Origin of the sequence: Pseudomonas sp. IT-232MI5, assembly GCF_949767845.1 — a bacterium.
Classification (GTDB): Bacteria; Pseudomonadota; Gammaproteobacteria; order Pseudomonadales; family Pseudomonadaceae; genus Aquipseudomonas.
Genome location: NZ_CATKQE010000001.1, coordinates 89,522 through 105,158, shown reverse-complemented (window position 1 = coordinate 105,158; position 15,637 = coordinate 89,522). Strand labels below are relative to the sequence as shown.

At 59.5% G+C, this 15,637-nt stretch carries 14 protein-coding genes and 1 riboswitch; of the genes, 7 read left to right on the top strand and 7 right to left on the bottom strand.

The annotated features are described in order from the left end of the window. Positions 1–176: 176 nt before the first annotated feature. Positions 177–584, bottom strand: a complete 408-nt coding sequence (locus ACM6JQ_RS00510) for an acyl-CoA thioesterase (protein ID WP_007913723.1) — start codon at positions 582–584, stop codon at positions 177–179. A 198-nt stretch (positions 585–782) separates the two neighbouring features. After that, positions 783–882, top strand: a riboswitch (S-adenosyl-L-homocysteine riboswitch). Between the two features lie 23 nt (positions 883–905). Between ACM6JQ_RS00510 and ahcY the strand changes: the two genes are divergently transcribed. From ahcY to ACM6JQ_RS00490, 4 genes are all read left to right on the top strand, one after another. Further along, positions 906–2,315 carry an adenosylhomocysteinase gene (gene ahcY / locus ACM6JQ_RS00505; RefSeq protein ID WP_007913721.1) on the top strand — a complete coding sequence of 470 codons (1,410 nt, stop codon included), beginning with the start codon at positions 906–908 and terminating at the stop codon, positions 2,313–2,315. A 173-nt stretch (positions 2,316–2,488) separates the two neighbouring features. Further along, entirely contained in the window at positions 2,489–3,334 is an 846-nt protein-coding gene (metF, locus tag ACM6JQ_RS00500) for a methylenetetrahydrofolate reductase [NAD(P)H] (RefSeq protein WP_007913720.1), read from the top strand. Between the two features lie 192 nt (positions 3,335–3,526). After that, positions 3,527–4,339, top strand: a complete 813-nt coding sequence (locus tag ACM6JQ_RS00495) for a substrate-binding periplasmic protein (RefSeq protein ID WP_414893069.1) — start codon at positions 3,527–3,529, stop codon at positions 4,337–4,339. A gap of 222 nt (positions 4,340–4,561) precedes the next feature. Continuing rightward, positions 4,562–6,445, top strand: a complete 1,884-nt coding sequence (locus ACM6JQ_RS00490) for a DEAD/DEAH box helicase (protein WP_007913716.1) — start codon at positions 4,562–4,564, stop codon at positions 6,443–6,445. A 182-nt stretch (positions 6,446–6,627) separates the two neighbouring features. Here ACM6JQ_RS00490 and ACM6JQ_RS00485 read toward each other — a convergent pair whose 3' ends face one another. From ACM6JQ_RS00485 to ACM6JQ_RS00475, 3 genes are all read right to left on the bottom strand, one after another. Next, positions 6,628–7,203 (bottom strand): YceI family protein, encoded by a 576-nt coding sequence (locus ACM6JQ_RS00485; protein WP_007913714.1) that lies wholly within the window; start codon positions 7,201–7,203, stop codon positions 6,628–6,630. Positions 7,204–7,234: 31 nt separating this feature from the next. Beyond that, entirely contained in the window at positions 7,235–7,786 is a 552-nt protein-coding gene (locus tag ACM6JQ_RS00480; RefSeq protein ID WP_007913713.1) for a cytochrome b, read from the bottom strand. Between the two features lie 347 nt (positions 7,787–8,133). Continuing rightward, the gene (locus tag ACM6JQ_RS00475) at positions 8,134–9,903 is read right to left on the bottom strand and encodes a flavin monoamine oxidase family protein (protein WP_414893068.1); all 1,770 of its coding nucleotides are present in this window, start codon (positions 9,901–9,903) and stop codon (positions 8,134–8,136) included. A 223-nt stretch (positions 9,904–10,126) separates the two neighbouring features. Between ACM6JQ_RS00475 and ACM6JQ_RS00470 the strand changes: the two genes are divergently transcribed. Both ACM6JQ_RS00470 and ACM6JQ_RS00465 read left to right on the top strand, forming a co-directional pair. Next, complete coding sequence (locus ACM6JQ_RS00470; protein WP_007913711.1) at positions 10,127–11,533, top strand: adenosylmethionine--8-amino-7-oxononanoate transaminase; 1,407 nt, start codon at positions 10,127–10,129, stop codon at positions 11,531–11,533. A gap of 136 nt (positions 11,534–11,669) precedes the next feature. Further along, entirely contained in the window at positions 11,670–12,389 is a 720-nt protein-coding gene (locus tag ACM6JQ_RS00465; RefSeq protein WP_007913710.1) for a 16S rRNA (uracil(1498)-N(3))-methyltransferase, read from the top strand. A 111-nt stretch (positions 12,390–12,500) separates the two neighbouring features. On the opposite strand, the gene trhA is transcribed toward ACM6JQ_RS00465, so the two are convergent. Then, entirely contained in the window at positions 12,501–13,118 is a 618-nt protein-coding gene (gene trhA / locus ACM6JQ_RS00460; protein WP_007913708.1) for a PAQR family membrane homeostasis protein TrhA, read from the bottom strand. Positions 13,119–13,305: 187 nt separating this feature from the next. Here trhA and ACM6JQ_RS00455 point away from each other — a divergent pair, with 187 nt between their 5' ends. Further along, entirely contained in the window at positions 13,306–14,226 is a 921-nt protein-coding gene (locus tag ACM6JQ_RS00455) for a LysR substrate-binding domain-containing protein (protein ID WP_150706390.1), read from the top strand. Positions 14,227–14,415: 189 nt separating this feature from the next. On the opposite strand, the gene madM is transcribed toward ACM6JQ_RS00455, so the two are convergent. Both madM and madL read right to left on the bottom strand, forming a co-directional pair. Beyond that, positions 14,416–15,180, bottom strand: a complete 765-nt coding sequence (gene madM / locus ACM6JQ_RS00450; RefSeq protein ID WP_007913704.1) for a malonate transporter subunit MadM — start codon at positions 15,178–15,180, stop codon at positions 14,416–14,418. A 1-nt stretch (position 15,181) separates the two neighbouring features. Further along, positions 15,182–15,598: a malonate transporter subunit MadL gene (madL, locus tag ACM6JQ_RS00445; RefSeq protein WP_038358777.1), complete on the bottom strand. Its 417-nt coding sequence runs from the start codon at positions 15,596–15,598 to the stop codon at positions 15,182–15,184. Positions 15,599–15,637: the final 39 nt, after the last annotated feature.

Here is a 15,637-nt window from a genome sequence, read left to right as displayed (position 1 = left end):
CCGTGGGGGTGGTGTTTACCTACGACCCTTGCGGCTTGGAATACGTTCTGTGAGCGCCACGCTAATAGTGTAGGAGCTGCCGAAGGCTCGGGCCGCGATCGGACGATCTTTTGATCTTGCCTCTATAAAACAAGATCAAAAGATCGCAGCCTGCGGCAGCTCCTACAGAGCTCGCATTACTCGCTGACTAACTCATCTTCCTGAAACTGGTCTTTGACGTACTTGATTTCAGTGCGCCCGTGCGGTGCCGGCAAGCCGTCTTCACCGAGGTTCACAAAAACCATCTTCTCAACGGTGAGAATGCTCTTGCGGGTGATCTTGTTGCGCACTTCGCACGTCAGGGTGATCGAGGTGCGGCCGAATTCGGTGGCGGTAATGCCCAGTTCGATGATGTCGCCCTGGCGCGAGGCGCTGACGAAGTTGATTTCGGAAATGTACTTGGTCACCACGCGCTGATTGCCCAACTGCACAATGGCGTAAATAGCCGCTTCCTCGTCGATCCAGCGCAGCAGGCTGCCGCCGAACAGGGTGCCGTTGGGGTTGAGGTCTTCGGGTTTTACCCATTTGCGGGTGTGGAAATTCATCTTCACTCCTGAGTGTCTTGCCGAACGATGGACGGTATCTTGGCAGACTGAGCGGTCAGGCTCCATGCGGCTTCGACTATGGTCGTCATTAACGATCTTCATTTGGCCGACAGAAACCCTTTGGAAGATCAGTCTAGACGGCTATAATCGCCCCCGTTTCAAAACGGTCATCTTCAATTGATACCGTTTTCCCGCCACCTGTCCGAGGGGCGCTGCAGCAGGTTCAACCTGTCAGGCTCGGATGGGGCGTTGACCGGCCTTAGGCTGGACACTAAACGCACAACGGCGCCCATTCGCATACATTACGAATGGAGGCTCTTCATGAGCGCTGTTATCACGCCTGCAGATTTTAACGATTACAAAGTTGCCGACATGTCCCTGGCTGCCTGGGGCCGTCGCGAAACCATCATCGCCGAATCGGAAATGCCGGCTCTGATGGGTCTGCGTCGCAAGTATTCCGGCGAACAGCCGTTGAAAGGCGCCAAGATCCTCGGCTGCATCCACATGACCATTCAGACTGCCGTGCTGATCGAAACCCTGGTTGCTCTGGGTGCCGAAGTACGTTGGTCGTCGTGCAACATTTTCTCCACTCAGGATCAGGCTGCTGCCGCTATCGCTGCTGCCGGTATCCCGGTTTTCGCCTGGAAAGGCGAAACTGAAGAAGAGTACGAGTGGTGCCTGGAGCAGACCATCCTGAAGGATGGCCAGCCATGGGACGCCAACATGATCCTCGACGACGGCGGCGACCTGACTCAGTTGCTGCACGACAAGTACCCACAAGTACTGGATCGCGTTCACGGCGTGACCGAAGAAACCACCACCGGCGTACACCGTCTGCTGGACATGCTGGCCAAGGGCGAGCTGAAAATCCCGGCCATCAACGTCAACGACTCGGTGACCAAGTCCAAGAACGACAACAAGTACGGCTGCCGTCACAGCCTGAACGACGCGATCAAGCGCGGTACTGACCACCTGCTGTCCGGCAAGCAAGCGCTGGTCATCGGTTACGGTGACGTGGGCAAGGGCTCCGCTCAGTCCCTGCGTCAGGAAGGCATGATCGTTAAGGTTTCCGAAGTTGACCCGATCTGCGCCATGCAGGCGTGCATGGACGGTTTCGAACTGGTTTCGCCGTTCATCGACGGTATCAACAACGGCACCGAAGCAAGCATCGACAAAGCGCTGCTGGGCAAGATCGACCTGATCGTGACCACCACCGGTAACGTCAACGTTTGCGACGCGAACATGCTCAAAGCTCTGAAGAAGCGCGCTGTTGTCTGCAACATCGGTCACTTCGACAACGAGATCGACACCGCTTTCATGCGCAAGAACTGGGCATGGGAAGAAGTGAAGCCACAGGTACACAAGATCCACCGTACCGGCCCGGGCGCTTTCGACGCTCAGAACGACGACTACCTGATCCTGCTGGCCGAAGGCCGTCTGGTAAACCTGGGTAACGCCACTGGCCACCCGAGCCGCATCATGGACGGTTCGTTCGCCAACCAGGTTCTGGCACAGATCTTCCTGTTCGGCCAGAAGTACGCCGACCTGTCGCCAGCCCAGAAAGCCGAGCGTCTGACCGTTGAAGTACTGCCGAAGAAACTCGACGAAGAAGTGGCTCTGGAAATGGTTCGCGGCTTCGGTGGCGTGGTCACTCAACTGACCAAGCAACAGGCTGACTACATCGGCGTCACCGTCGAAGGCCCGTTCAAGCCACACGCTTACCGCTACTGATTGGCTGAGCGTCGACGCGGTGTGCCTGGCGCACCGCGTTGCCTGACTGGCGCTGCTGACCGCTCTGTGTAGGAGCTGCCGCAGGCTGCGATCTGTTGATCTGCAAAGATCGCAGCCTGCGGCAGCTCCTACAGGGTGCAGCGTCCGGCTTACGTGTTTCCAAGGGTATGACCATGTCTCAAGACCGTCGCTACAGCTTCGAGTTCTTCCCGACCAAGACCGATGCTGGGCATGAAAAACTGCTCGCCACTGCCCGTCAGTTGGCCACTTACAACCCTGATTTCTTTTCCTGCACCTATGGCGCTGGTGGTTCGACCCGTGATCGCACCCTCAACACCGTTCTGCAACTGGAAAGCGAAGTCAAAATCCCGGCCGCACCGCACCTGTCGTGCGTCGGCGACAGCAAGGACGATCTGCGCGGCCTGCTGAACGAGTACAAGGCTGCCGGCATCAAGCGCATCGTCGCCCTGCGTGGTGACCTGCCGTCCGGCATGGGCATGACCAGCGGCGAGCTGCGTCACGCCAATGAACTGGTTGAATTCATTCGTGAAGAAACCGGCGATCATTTCCACATCGAAGTTGCCGCTTACCCGGAGATGCATCCACAAGCACGCAACTACGAAGACGATCTGGCCAACTTCGTGCGCAAGGCCCGTGCCGGCGCCGACAGCGCAATCACCCAGTACTTCTTCAACGCCGACAGCTACTTCTATTTCGTCGACCGTTTGCAGGCGCAGGGTGTCGATCTGCCAATCGTTCCGGGGATCATGCCGATCACCAACTACAGCAAACTCGCGCGCTTCTCCGATGCCTGCGGTGCGGAAATCCCGCGCTGGATCCGCAAGCAACTGGAAGCCTACGGCGATGACACACAAAGCATTCAGCGCTTTGGTGAGCAAGTCGTCAGCGAGATGTGCGAACGCCTGTTGCAGGGCGGCGCGCCGGGGCTGCACTTCTATTCCATGAACCAGGCTGAGCCGAGTCTGGCGATCTGGAATAACCTGAAGTTGCCGCGTTGAAACAGCGGCAAGCTTCAAGCTGAAAGCAACAAGCAAGATCAAAAGATCGCAGCCTTCGGCAGCTCCTACACAGGATTTAATTACACCTGTAGGAGCTGCCGAAGGCTGCGATCTTTTGCTTTTAAATCCCCGAATTAGAGCTTGTGCAGGCACTTTCTGGCTCTTTCGCGTTTCTCGTCGTAATCTCAAGCCATGCCTTTGATCACGCAGTTATTCGCCGTGCTGGTTTTTGCTTGCCTGAGCTTCGCCGCTCGAGGCGAGAAGTTGCGTATTGTCACCGAGCCGTGGGCGCCTTACGTCTATGAAGAGAACGGTAAGAACCTCGGGCTGGATTACGAAACCACGGCCATCGTCTTCAAACGGCTGGGCATAGAAGTCGAATGGCAATTCCTGCCGTGGAAGCGTTGCCTGTCGATGCTTGAAAACGGCCTTGCCGATGGCGCGCTGGATATCTTCCATAGCGATGAGCGCGACGCCACCCTGCTCTACCCGAGCGAGCCGCTGTCGGACGTCGAATTCGTGATGTTTTACGCCAACGACCGGCCGCACCCGTTCAGCAAACTCGAAGAACTCAAAGGCCTGACCATCGGCACCTCGCCGGGTTATCTCTATAGCCCAGACTTCAGCGAATCAACATTGTTTACCCGTGAACCGGCCCCGACCCACGAAGCCAACTTCGGCAAACTGGTGCGCGGTCGCATTGACTTGCTGATCACTGACCGTCGCGTCGGTCAGCATTTGCTCGATGAGCTGAATATTCGCGATCAAATCACCGAAAACCCGACGGTTATTAGCCGTCAGAGCCAGTTTCTCGCGGTTCGACGCAATGCCGGCATGGATTTGCTGGTGCAGCGGTTTGGCGCCGAGCTCAAGCGATTCAAGCGCGAACCGGCCTACGCCGAGCTGAGCGCACGCTACGGCGCCGCCCCCGCCAGCAGCCCATCAATGAATTCAGCCACGGCCAGCGGCAAAACCGTTGAGCAGCAGGAAAGCAGCGCGCAGTGATTGCTCTGTTATACTCCGGCGTTCCCGCCAGGCTCACGCCCGGACGCCCGGAACCGTAACAGGCCTCTCGACCCGCTACAGCGCAGCTTTGCAGCCCGCGCGAGCGCTCCAGACGTGCCTTCGGAACCGCAGCAGGACCGGACGGGATTGCGTCCTCTTAAACGTGATTCGCGCCAGGCAAGACTCCCATTGGGCCAAGCCCTAACTAAAACAGGATTACTCATGTCCTTTGCTTCCCTCGGTCTCTCCGAGGCTTTAGTCCGCGCCATCGAAGATGCGGGCTATACCGAGCCTACTCCGGTGCAACAGCGGGCCATTCCCGCCGTGTTGCAAGGTCGCGACCTGATGGTTGCGGCACAGACAGGTACCGGTAAAACCGGCGGTTTCGCCCTTCCGATCCTGGAGCGGTTGTTCCCCAATGGTCACCCGGACAAATCCCAGCGTCATGGCCCGCGCCAACCGCGTGTACTGGTCCTGACCCCGACCCGCGAACTCGCGGCCCAGGTTCACGAGAGCTTCAAGATCTACGCCCGTGACCTGAAATTCGTCAGCGCCTGCATCTTCGGCGGCGTTGGCATGAACCCACAGGTTCAGGCCATGTCCCGTGGTGTTGACGTGCTCGTTGCGTGCCCGGGTCGTTTGCTCGATCTCTGCGGCCAGGGCAGCGTTGACCTGTCCCACGTGGAAATCCTCGTCCTCGACGAAGCCGACCGCATGCTCGACATGGGTTTCGTGCACGACGTGAAAAAAGTTCTCGCGCGTCTGCCGTCCAAGCGTCAGAACCTGCTGTTCTCGGCAACCTTCTCCAAAGACATCACCGACCTCGCCGGCAAGCTGCTGCACAACCCGGAACGCATCGAAGTGACGCCGCCGAACACCACGGTCGAGCGCATCGAACAACGCGTGTTCCGTCTGCCGGCCAGCCACAAGCGTGCGCTGCTGGCGCACCTGATCACCGCCGGCGCATGGGAACAGGTACTGGTCTTCACCCGTACCAAGCACGGCGCCAACCGTCTGGCCGAGTACCTGGACAAGCACGGCCTGCCGGCTGTGGCGATCCACGGTAACAAGAGCCAGAACGCGCGGACCAAAGCGCTGGCCGACTTCAAGGCCAACCAGGTGCGCATCCTGGTGGCTACCGACATCGCCGCGCGCGGTCTGGACATCGATCAGTTGCCACATGTGGTCAACTTCGAACTGCCGAACGTCGATGAAGATTACGTGCACCGCATCGGCCGTACTGGCCGTGCCGGTCGTTCGGGCGAGGCGATTTCGCTGGTCGCGCCGGACGAAGAAAAACTGCTGAAAAGCATCGAACGCATGACCAAACAGAAAATCGCCGACGGCGACCTGATGGGCTTCGATTCGAGCACCATTGAAGCCGAGAAGCCGGAAGTGCGTGAACGTCCGGACGTGCGTAACCCGCGCAATCCACGTGGCCCACGCGGCGACGGGCCGAATGGCGGCGGCGGTGGTGGCGGTCGTAAGGACAAAGGCAAAGACAAGGGCAAGGAAAAACCGGCCGGTGAACGTGGCGAGCGCCCTGCCCGTCAGCAGAAACCGCGCGAAGGTACTCCGAGCCGCGAACAGCGTCCGAGCCAACCGCCACGTGCGGCAGCGGATCGCGCACCGGACGAATTCCTCGACGACGATATCGATAACTTCGGTAACCGCGTTGACTACGTGCCGAAACCGGCTCCTGCTGGCGGCCGTGGTCGTCGTCCAGGCGCACCGGCTCAAGGTGCTGGCGCAGGTTCGGGCGCACCTCGCGGCGGTCAGTCGCAGGGTCGCCAGAACGGCCCGCGCAACAGCAACGGTTCGAGCACCGGCACACCACCGGCCAAACGCAGCGGCCCGCGCAATGGTGCACCGCGTGACGGTCAGTCGGGTCGTCGCGACGATTCCGCTTCGTCCTCGCGCAACCGCCGTCCAGCCCGTGACGATCAGCCACGCAGCGAGCCAGCCGTGCAGAACCCGCGCAGCACCGGCCCGAAGATCATGCACAAGGAATCGAAAGCCGATCGCTTCCCGACGCCTGAGCAGCTTGATCAACTGCCAAGCCGCCCGCGTGGCGAAAAACCAGCCTTGCTGACCCGCAATCGCTGATTTGACGCTGCAATGAAAAATGCCCCGCCTCGAAAGAGCCGGGGCATTTTTTATGGACGACCCAAACCCGCTTTCTGTAGGAGCAGCCTTCGGCAGCTCCTACAGGGGATCAGGGTTGTGGCAGGCAATAAAAAACGCCCCCGGCCTTTCGACCGGGGGCGTTTTTGTGTGGCGGACGAAAGTTATTTAACTTTCACGCCTTCCAGCGAGATGTCCAGATCCGCAGTTTGCGAGGTAGGACCTGGGCCCTTGATCCCGAAATCGTTCAGGTTGAGGGTGGTCTTGGCGTTGAAACCAGCACGCTCGCCGCCCCATGGATCCTTGCCTTCGCCGTTGAACGTGGCCTTGAAGGTCACAGGCTTGGTCACGCCGTGCAGGGTCAGGTCGCCAGTCACGTCAGCAGTCTTTTCACCGGTCGACTTAACAGCGGTGGAGACGAACTTGGCGTCAGCAAACTTGCCCACGTCGAGGAAGTCTTTGCTGGCGATGTGCTTGTCACGTTCAGCGTGGTTCGACCAAAGGCTGGCGGTTTTCACATCGACGGAGATTTTGCTGGCTTCAGGCTTGGCCGAATCCCACGAGAACGTACCGTCGAAATCTTTGAAAGTACCGTGGATGAAGCTGTAACCCAGGTGGCTGATTTTCCAGTCAACGAAGGCGTGCTGACCTTCCTTGTCGATTTTGTAGTCCGCCGCCATGGCCTGGGCCGAGAGCAGTGCAGAACCGATTGCCAGAGCGGCCAGAGTCTTTTTCAACATGCTTTCTTTTCCTTTGAGTCGAGGTTGAATTTCAGGCTTTGCGACCGAGCATTCGCGTCAGGGTCGCATCACGATCGATAAAGTGGTGCTTCAATGCTGCCAACGCATGGAGACCGGAAAAAATTACCAGTGCCCACGCCAGCCAGAGATGAATCACCCCAGCGGTATCTGCCTGATCCGGTAGCCCGGAAACCAGTGCAGGAACTTCAAACAGGCCAAACACCGGAATCCCGACACCGTCTGCGGTGGAAATCAGGTAACCGGCAAGCATCACAGCGAACAGCGCCAGATACAGAAACCCGTGGCCGAACTTGGCGCCGATCCGGGTCATGCGGCTGTAGCTCTGCAGCGTCGGCGGCGGTGGGCTGATAAAACGCCACAGCACCCGCAACACCATCACGGCCAGCAACACCAGGCCGATACTCTTGTGCAGATCCGGCGCCTCTTTGCGCCAGCTGCTGTAGTAATCCAGCCCGACCATCCACAGGCCCAGCGCAAACAGCCCGAAGACCACCAGCGCCACGCCCCAGTGCATGAAGATGCTGACCCAACCATAGCGCGAAGAAGAGTTACGTAGCTGCATTGCCCAAATCCTGTGAGAACTGCGAACCAAGACTAGCGAGTTATCTATCGAATTAAAGCGGAAAATTTCGCTTTGAAATATCGAGAAATACGATCAAGAGTCTGGAAGTGGCTTGTTAAGGAAAGATTAACGGGGAAAGTGTGGCGGGATGTTAGGTGGCAGATCCTGATGATGCGCTGTCTGGACAGGCTTCATCGCGGGCAAGCCCGCTCCCACAGTGGTCGGTGGCGTTCACAAATTCTGCGTTCACCTCAGAAACCTGTGGGAGCTGGCTTGCCAGCGATGGGGCCCTCACAGGCAAAAAAAAGCGCGGCATAAACGCCGCGCTTCTTCATTCACCGCAAGGCTTACTGCGCCTTGGTCTCGGTCGTTGCCGCAGGCTTGGCCGCTGGCTTCTTCGCCGGTTCAGCCTTCTTCGCCGCCGGTTTCGCCGCAGGCTTTTTCGCTTCGGTTTTAGCCGCCGGCTTCTTCGCCGCAGGCTTGGCTGCCGCTTTCTTCGCAGGCTCAGCCTTTACAGGAGCTGCAGGCTTCGGCGCTTCCACCGGAGCTGGCGCAGGTGCCGGGGTCGGCGCAGGTGCTGGAGCGACCGGAGCAGGTGCCGGCTCTGGCGCCTTCACTGGCTCAGGCTTCTTCTCGTCATCCGAACCGCCGAACAGATTAGTGAAGAAGTTACCCTTCTTCGCCGCCACGGCACCCGCCGCGCCTGCCGCTGCTGCGGCCGGGACCACTTTGGCTGGCTCGAACGATTTGCCCGCCGCCAGATCTTCAACCTGACTGGCCGCACGCTGACCGGTGCGCAGTGCGCCTTCCAGCGTGCCCGGGTACAAGGTGTCGGTGTGTTCGCCGGCAAACGTCACGCGTTGCAACGGACGCTCCCACAGGCGCCAGAACTTGCTGATCTGCCCCGGGCCGTAAGCCAGGTACGCACCGCCCATCGACGGGTCGGTGCTGTAGCGACGGATTTCATAACCGGTGAACGAGCCACGGGCCTGTGGATAAAACGCGTGCAGACGGATCAGCACCTGATCGACCATCTGCTTGTCGCCGAACGCCTGCATCACGCGGGCATTGTCGCCGGACAGGTTGATCACCACGTTGGCGCCGCCCTTCAGGGCAGGTTCGATCCAGAGCATGCCGAGACCGGTGTTGCTGTAGATCTCGCCGGACATGCGCGCCTTGCTTTCCCACACCGGCGTCTTGAACTTCAGCATGATCTGGTCGCGCCAGCCGTAGTTGGTGCCCTTGATCGCGGCCATGTGCTGGGCATCCAGCGCCGGCGTCAAAGCAATCTTGTTCAGCGCACGCAATGGCACGGCCAGTACAACGTAATCAGCCTGATAACCAACACTGCCGACCTTGACGGTCACGCCATCCTTGTCCTGATTGATCGCCGACACCGGCGAGTTGGTCTTGATGGTTTTGATCTGTTTGACGAACGCCTGCGCCAGCACCTGGCTGCCGCCGACCAGACGCGAAGCGCGCAGGTCACGGTCGGAGATGCCGCGATACACGCGGTTCTGCTGCGCGAAGTACAGCAGCGACAGACGCGAAGGTTCGTCGTAGTGGGTGCGGATGTCCTGGTTGATCAGCTGACGCGCAGTGGCCGGCAGGTTCTGCTTGTCGAGCCAGCTCGATACGGTGATCTGGTCCAGTGCGTGCAACGTACTGGTCGCCGCCGGGTTCTGCGGGTCGTCGATCGAGCGCGCCAGATCGTCGAGGGTTTTCTGATAGCGCTTCAGGGCATCGGCGGTGGCCGGTTGCTTGGTCGCCAGATCGGCGGCAGAGAAATACTCGCCGTCGATCAGGTAGCCCGGGGTCCGCACGAACTCAGGTGCCGCCGTGGTGCCCAGCTTGAACGTCGACACGTACTTGTTCAGCACCGGCTGGGTCTTGTCGTTGCCGATCCACTCGCTGGTGGCCATGCCCGAGCGTCCGCCCAAGCTCGGCTTGGCTTCCAGCAGGGTGACCTGCCAGCCTTTGTTTTGCAGTTCGTAAGCGGCAGTCAGACCCGAGAGGCCGCCGCCGATCACGATTGCAGTTTTATCCTTGGCCAGCGCTGTAACGCTGAACAGCCCCAACATCACCAGCGCACAGGCGCGCAGCCAACCGACAGACATTCAGCGAACTCCGGAAATACACGTAGGAAAAAGCAGTTTTGCGGGTCAGACGACCCAAAGAACCGCGAAGAATACGTTAGCCATCAAAACGCCGCCAGCGACGTCTATCGGCTCATACAAAGTAGCTCAATCGACACAATGGGTTGTCCCCGCGCGATGCATTGCATAGGCTTGCGCGATTGTTTGCCCGCGCCTGACGCGAGCCGCCTCGAGGAGACTGTAAATGGGCCTGAATAACCAGTGGATGCAACGCGACCTCGCGGTGTTGTGGCATCCCTGCACCCAGATGAAAGACCACGAACAGCTGCCGCTGATCCCGATCAAGCGCGGCGAAGGCGTCTGGCTCGAAGACTTCGAAGGCAAGCGCTACCTCGACGCCGTCAGCTCGTGGTGGGTCAACGTGTTCGGCCACGCCAACCCGCGCATCAACCAGCGCATCAAGGATCAGGTCGATCAACTGGAGCACGTGATTCTGGCTGGCTTCAGCCATCAACCGGTGATCGAGCTGTCCGAACGTCTGGTGAAGATGACGCCGGAAGGGCTGAACCGGGTGTTCTACGCCGATAACGGTTCGTCCTGCATCGAAGTCGCGCTGAAAATGAGCTTTCACTACTGGCTCAATCGCGGTCAACCGAACAAGAAGCGCTTCGTCACCCTGACCAACAGCTACCACGGCGAAACCATGGCGGCGATGGCGGTCGGTGACGTGCCGCTGTTCACCGAGACCTACAAAGCGCTGCTGATGGACACCATCAAGGTGCCGAGCCCGGATTGCTACGGGCGCCCCGAGGGGATGAGTTGGGAAGAACATTCGCGCAACATGTTCGCGGCCATGGAACAGACCTTGGCCGAGAACCATGACAGCGTCGCGGCAGTGATCGTCGAGCCGCTGATTCAGGGCGCTGGCGGCATGCGCATGTATCACCCGGTGTATCTGAAATTGCTGCGCGAGGCTTGCGATCGCTACGGCGTGCATTTGATCCTCGACGAAATCGCCGTTGGTTTCGGTCGCACCGGAACCATGTTTGCCTGTGAACAGGCCGGCATCCGCCCGGACTTCCTCTGCCTGTCGAAAGCGCTGACCGGCGGCTATTTGCCGCTGGCCGCGTGCCTGACCACCGACGAGGTCTACAGCGCGTTCTACGATGACTATCCAACCTTGCGCGCCTTCCTCCATTCGCACAGCTACACCGGCAACCCGCTGGCGTGCGCGGCGGCATTGGCGACGCTGGATATCTTCGAGCAGGACAACGTCATCGAGAACAACAAGGCGCTGGCCCAGCGCATGGCCTCGGCGACGGCGCATCTGGTCGATCACCCGAACGTCTCCGAAGTGCGCCAGACCGGCATGGTGCTGGCCATCGAGATGGTCAAGGATAAAGCCACCAAAGAGGCCTACCCTTGGCAGGAACGTCGCGGTCTGAAAGTGTTCCAGCATGCGCTGGAGCGTGGCGCGTTGCTGCGTCCGCTGGGTAGCGTGGTGTATTTCCTGCCGCCGTACGTGATCACCCCGGAGCAGATCGACTTCCTCGCCGAAGTCGCCAGCGAAGGCATCGACATTGCCACGCGTGACAGCGTCAGCGTGGCCGTGCCGAAAGACTTCCACCCCGGCTTCCGCGATCCGGGTTGATCCGGTTTACTCGCTCGTTCCCACGCTCCGCGTGGGAATGCAGCCCGGGACGCTCCGCGTCCCAAAGCGGACGCAGAGCGTCCATTGAGGCATTCCCACGCAGAGCGTGGGAACGATCTAATCTGAGAGACCCGAAATGAGACTGTCCCGCTTCTTTATCGACGCCCCCCTGAGCACCGGCGAACACGAATTGCCGGAGGCCCAGGCGCACTACATCAGCCGCGTGCTGCGCATGGCCGAGGGCGATGCGGTGCAGCTGTTCGACGGTTCCGGCCATGAATTTCGCGGCGCCCTGCTGGAAGTCGGCAAGAAACGTGTAACCGTGCAGATCGACGAACAATTCGCCGGCCAGGTCGAATCGCCGCTGCACATCCACCTCGGCCAGGGACTGTCCCGTGGCGAGCGCATGGATTGGGCAATTCAGAAAGCCACCGAACTGGGCGTGAATGAAATTACGCCGATCTTCAGTGATCGCTGTGAAGTCCGCCTCAAGGACGAACGCGCCGACAAACGCCTGCTGCACTGGCGTCAGGTGGCGATCAGCGCCTGTGAACAATGCGGGCGCTCGCGGGTGCCGGTGATTCATCCGCCGGTGTTGCTGGCGGACTGGATCAAACAGACCGAAGCCGAGTTGAAACTGGTGTTGCATCCGGTGGCGGAGCCGTTGGTGAGTCATGCCAAACCGGCGACTTTGGCCTTCCTGATCGGGCCTGAAGGTGGCCTGACTGACGCCGAAGTCGAGCAAGCCAAAGGCAACGGCTTCCACGCCGCCCGCCTCGGCCCGCGGGTGTTGCGCACAGAGACGGCGCCAGTGGTTGCGCTGGCGGTGGCCCAACAGCTTTGGGGTGATTTCTAAGGCCCCATCGCTGGCAAGCCAGCTCCCACAGGATCTTTGTTGGCCACAACATCCGTGAACAACGCTAAACCCTGTGGGAGCTGGCTTGCCAGCGATTAGCCGCACCTCGGTCTATAGGACGTAAAACAAGATCGCCACAAAGTGCAGCAAGCTCCCCGCGATCACAAACAAATGCCAGATCCCATGCGCATGCCGCAGCCGGTGATCCAAGGCAAAAAAGATAATCCCCACCGTGTACAAAACCCCGCCCGACGCCAGCCAGGCAAAACCTGTCGTACCCAGCGCCGCAATCAGCGGCTTGACCGCCACCAACACAATCCAGCCCATCACCGCGTAAATCACGATCGATAGAATCCGCGCCTCCGAACGCGGTTTGATCTCTTGCAGAATGCCGATCAGCGCCAGCCCCCAGACAATCCCGAACAGCGTCCAGCCCCACGGCCCGCGCAGGGTCACCAGGCAGAAAGGCGTGTAGCTACCGGCAATCAACAGATAGATCGAAAAGTGATCGACCTTCTTCATGATCGCTTTCTTGCGCCCGCGCACGCTGTGGTACACGGTCGAAGCGCTGTAAAGCACCAGCAAGGTAAACGCGTAAATCGCCACACTGACAATCTTCCACGGGCTGCCATCCAGGCAGGCGATCACCAACATCCAGACGCCGCCGACAAAAGCCGCCACCGCCCCGACCAGATGGGTCCAGGCGTTCAATCGTTCTCCGTGATACATGTATTGCTCACCTCACATTCGTTACCGCAGCGCGCAAGGCTCGGGCCTTGAGCGTAAAAGCGCAATCAAAAGATCGCAGCCTTCGGCAGCTCCTACCTTCGAACGCATTCCAATGCAGGAGCTGCCGAAGGCTGCGATCTTTTGATCTTCAAGGCACAATCGACGCATTCCAAAAAGAGTCCGCGCCATGCTGATCGACGAAGAATTGACCCTGAAAAAACTCGAGGTGTTCCTCGCCTTCATGCGCACCGGCAACCTCGCCCGCGCTGCCGCCGAGTTGCAGACCAGCAACGTCAGCGTGCACCGCGCTATTCATTCGCTGGAAAGCGCCCTGCGCTGTCCGCTGTTCAAACACGAAGGTCGCAACCTGACACCGCTGGAAAGTGCTTACGTCCTCGAAGAACGCGCACAGAAGCTGATCAACGACGTCGTCGAAAGCGTGCGCCTGACCCGCGAAGCGGCCGGGTTCTCCGCCGAACGCTTCAAACTCGGTTCGCTGTATTCACTGACAGTGAAAACCGTACCGCAATTGATCATGGGCCTGAAGATTCGTCGTAGCGAACTCAACATCGACCTGATCCTCGGTTCGAACATCGACCTGCTCTACAAGCTGAAAAACATGGAAGTTGACGCGATTCTGGTGTCGCTGGACGACAGCATCAACGACCCGGATTGCGAGCAGATTGCGTTGTTCTCCGATGATATTTTTCTCGCCACGCCGGCAGATTCAAAGTTCGCCCAGCGCAGTGAAGTGGATCTGGCTGAAGTGCGCGATGAAACCTTCATCACCCTGACTCAGGGTTTTGCGACCCATCAGGATGGTGTGCGGGTGTTCAAGCAGGCGGGGTTCGAACCGAAGGTGGCGATGCAGGTGAATGACATTTTCACGCTGTTGAGCATGGTCAGCTCGGGGGTGGGTTATGCGTTGCTGCCGGGGCGGATTGCGGCGGTGTATGAAAACCGGGTGAAGCTGATTCCGTTGCAGGAGAAGTACCGGTTGCAGCAGCACATTGGTGTGGTGTTTTTGAAGGCCAAGGAGAGGGATCCGAATTTGCTGGCGTTGTTGGCGGAGTGTCGGATGTATGCGAATCGGCAGTTGGCGGATTAACAGCAGATCAAGAGCTTACCCCCTCACCCCAGCCCTCTCCCCCAAGGGGCGAGGGGGAAAGGGAGCAGATCGGGGGCTTTTCAGAACCTGAGTTCCACTCAGAAATTTCAGGTCGATGTATAACGCCAAAACAACGCGGTCAGTCCCCTCTCCCTCCGGGAGAGGGCTAGGGTGAGGGGCTTTTGATCTTCAGCCCACAATCCCGCGAACAATGAAGAACAACAGCGATGGCCCCAGCAAGCACCCAAGCCCGGTGTGGAACGTCGCCGTCAACGCCCCATAAGGCACCAACCGCCGATCCGTCGCCGCCAACCCAGCTGTAACGCCGCTGACAGTCCCGGCCAACCCACCAAACACCATCGCCGAACGCGGGTTATCCAGGCCCATCCAGCGCGCCGCGACCGGCGTGCCGACCATCACCAGAATCGCCTTGATCAACCCGGTGGCAATCGACAGCGCCATCACATCCGAGGTCGCGCCAATCGCCGCGCCAGTCACCGGCCCTACGATGTAAGTCACCGCCCCGGCGCCGATGGTGGTCATGCTCACCGCATCGCGATAACCGAACGCCCAGGCCATGCACGCGCCGACAATGAACGGCAAAATCGTGCCCAGCAGCAGCGCAATCACACCAATCAACCCAGCTTTTTTCGCCTCAGTCGCCTGCACTTCAAACGCCGTGGCCACAATCGCAAAGTCACGCAGCATCGCCCCGCCCATCAGGCCTATACCAGAGAACAACGTCAGATCCGCTAGACCCTTCTGCCCACCGGTCATGGTGCCGCCGACCCACGCCAAAACCAGACCTATAACGATGGCAATCGCCGAGCCGTGAATGCGTCCGAACGTCAGGCGTTTGGACAGAACCACCGACACCCACATGATCACGCCGACAAAAGCAAATGCAGTGACCAGCCCGTTATGTTCCAGACCTTTCTCGATGAGATCCCACATATCAGCGACCTCCTACTGGCGTGCCGACCGGGGAGATTTCCGCCGGCTCGTCAGGCAATGGCTCGCCTTTATGCGTGCGGCTGATCAAGGCAATCGTGCAACCACAGACCACCACCGAGCCGATCGCCGCCAGCACCGCCACCGGGCCACCGTGCAGCGCGGTGACGACGTTCTGTTGCGCCGCCATCGCGACCACCACCGGAATGTACATCGCACCCCAGAAGCCGACGCCCATCTCGCATTCCTTGGTCATGCCGCCGCGCTTCTGCATCCACAACCGCGCGCAAATCAACAGGATCATGGCGATGCCGACCCCGCCAACATTGGACTTGACGCCCAACAACACGCCGAGCATGTCACCCATGATCACCCCTGCCAGCGTACAGATCGCGAGCAGCGCCACACCGTAAATAATCATTGTTGTAGTCCTCATAGTGCATCGTCGAATGTTGTTTTT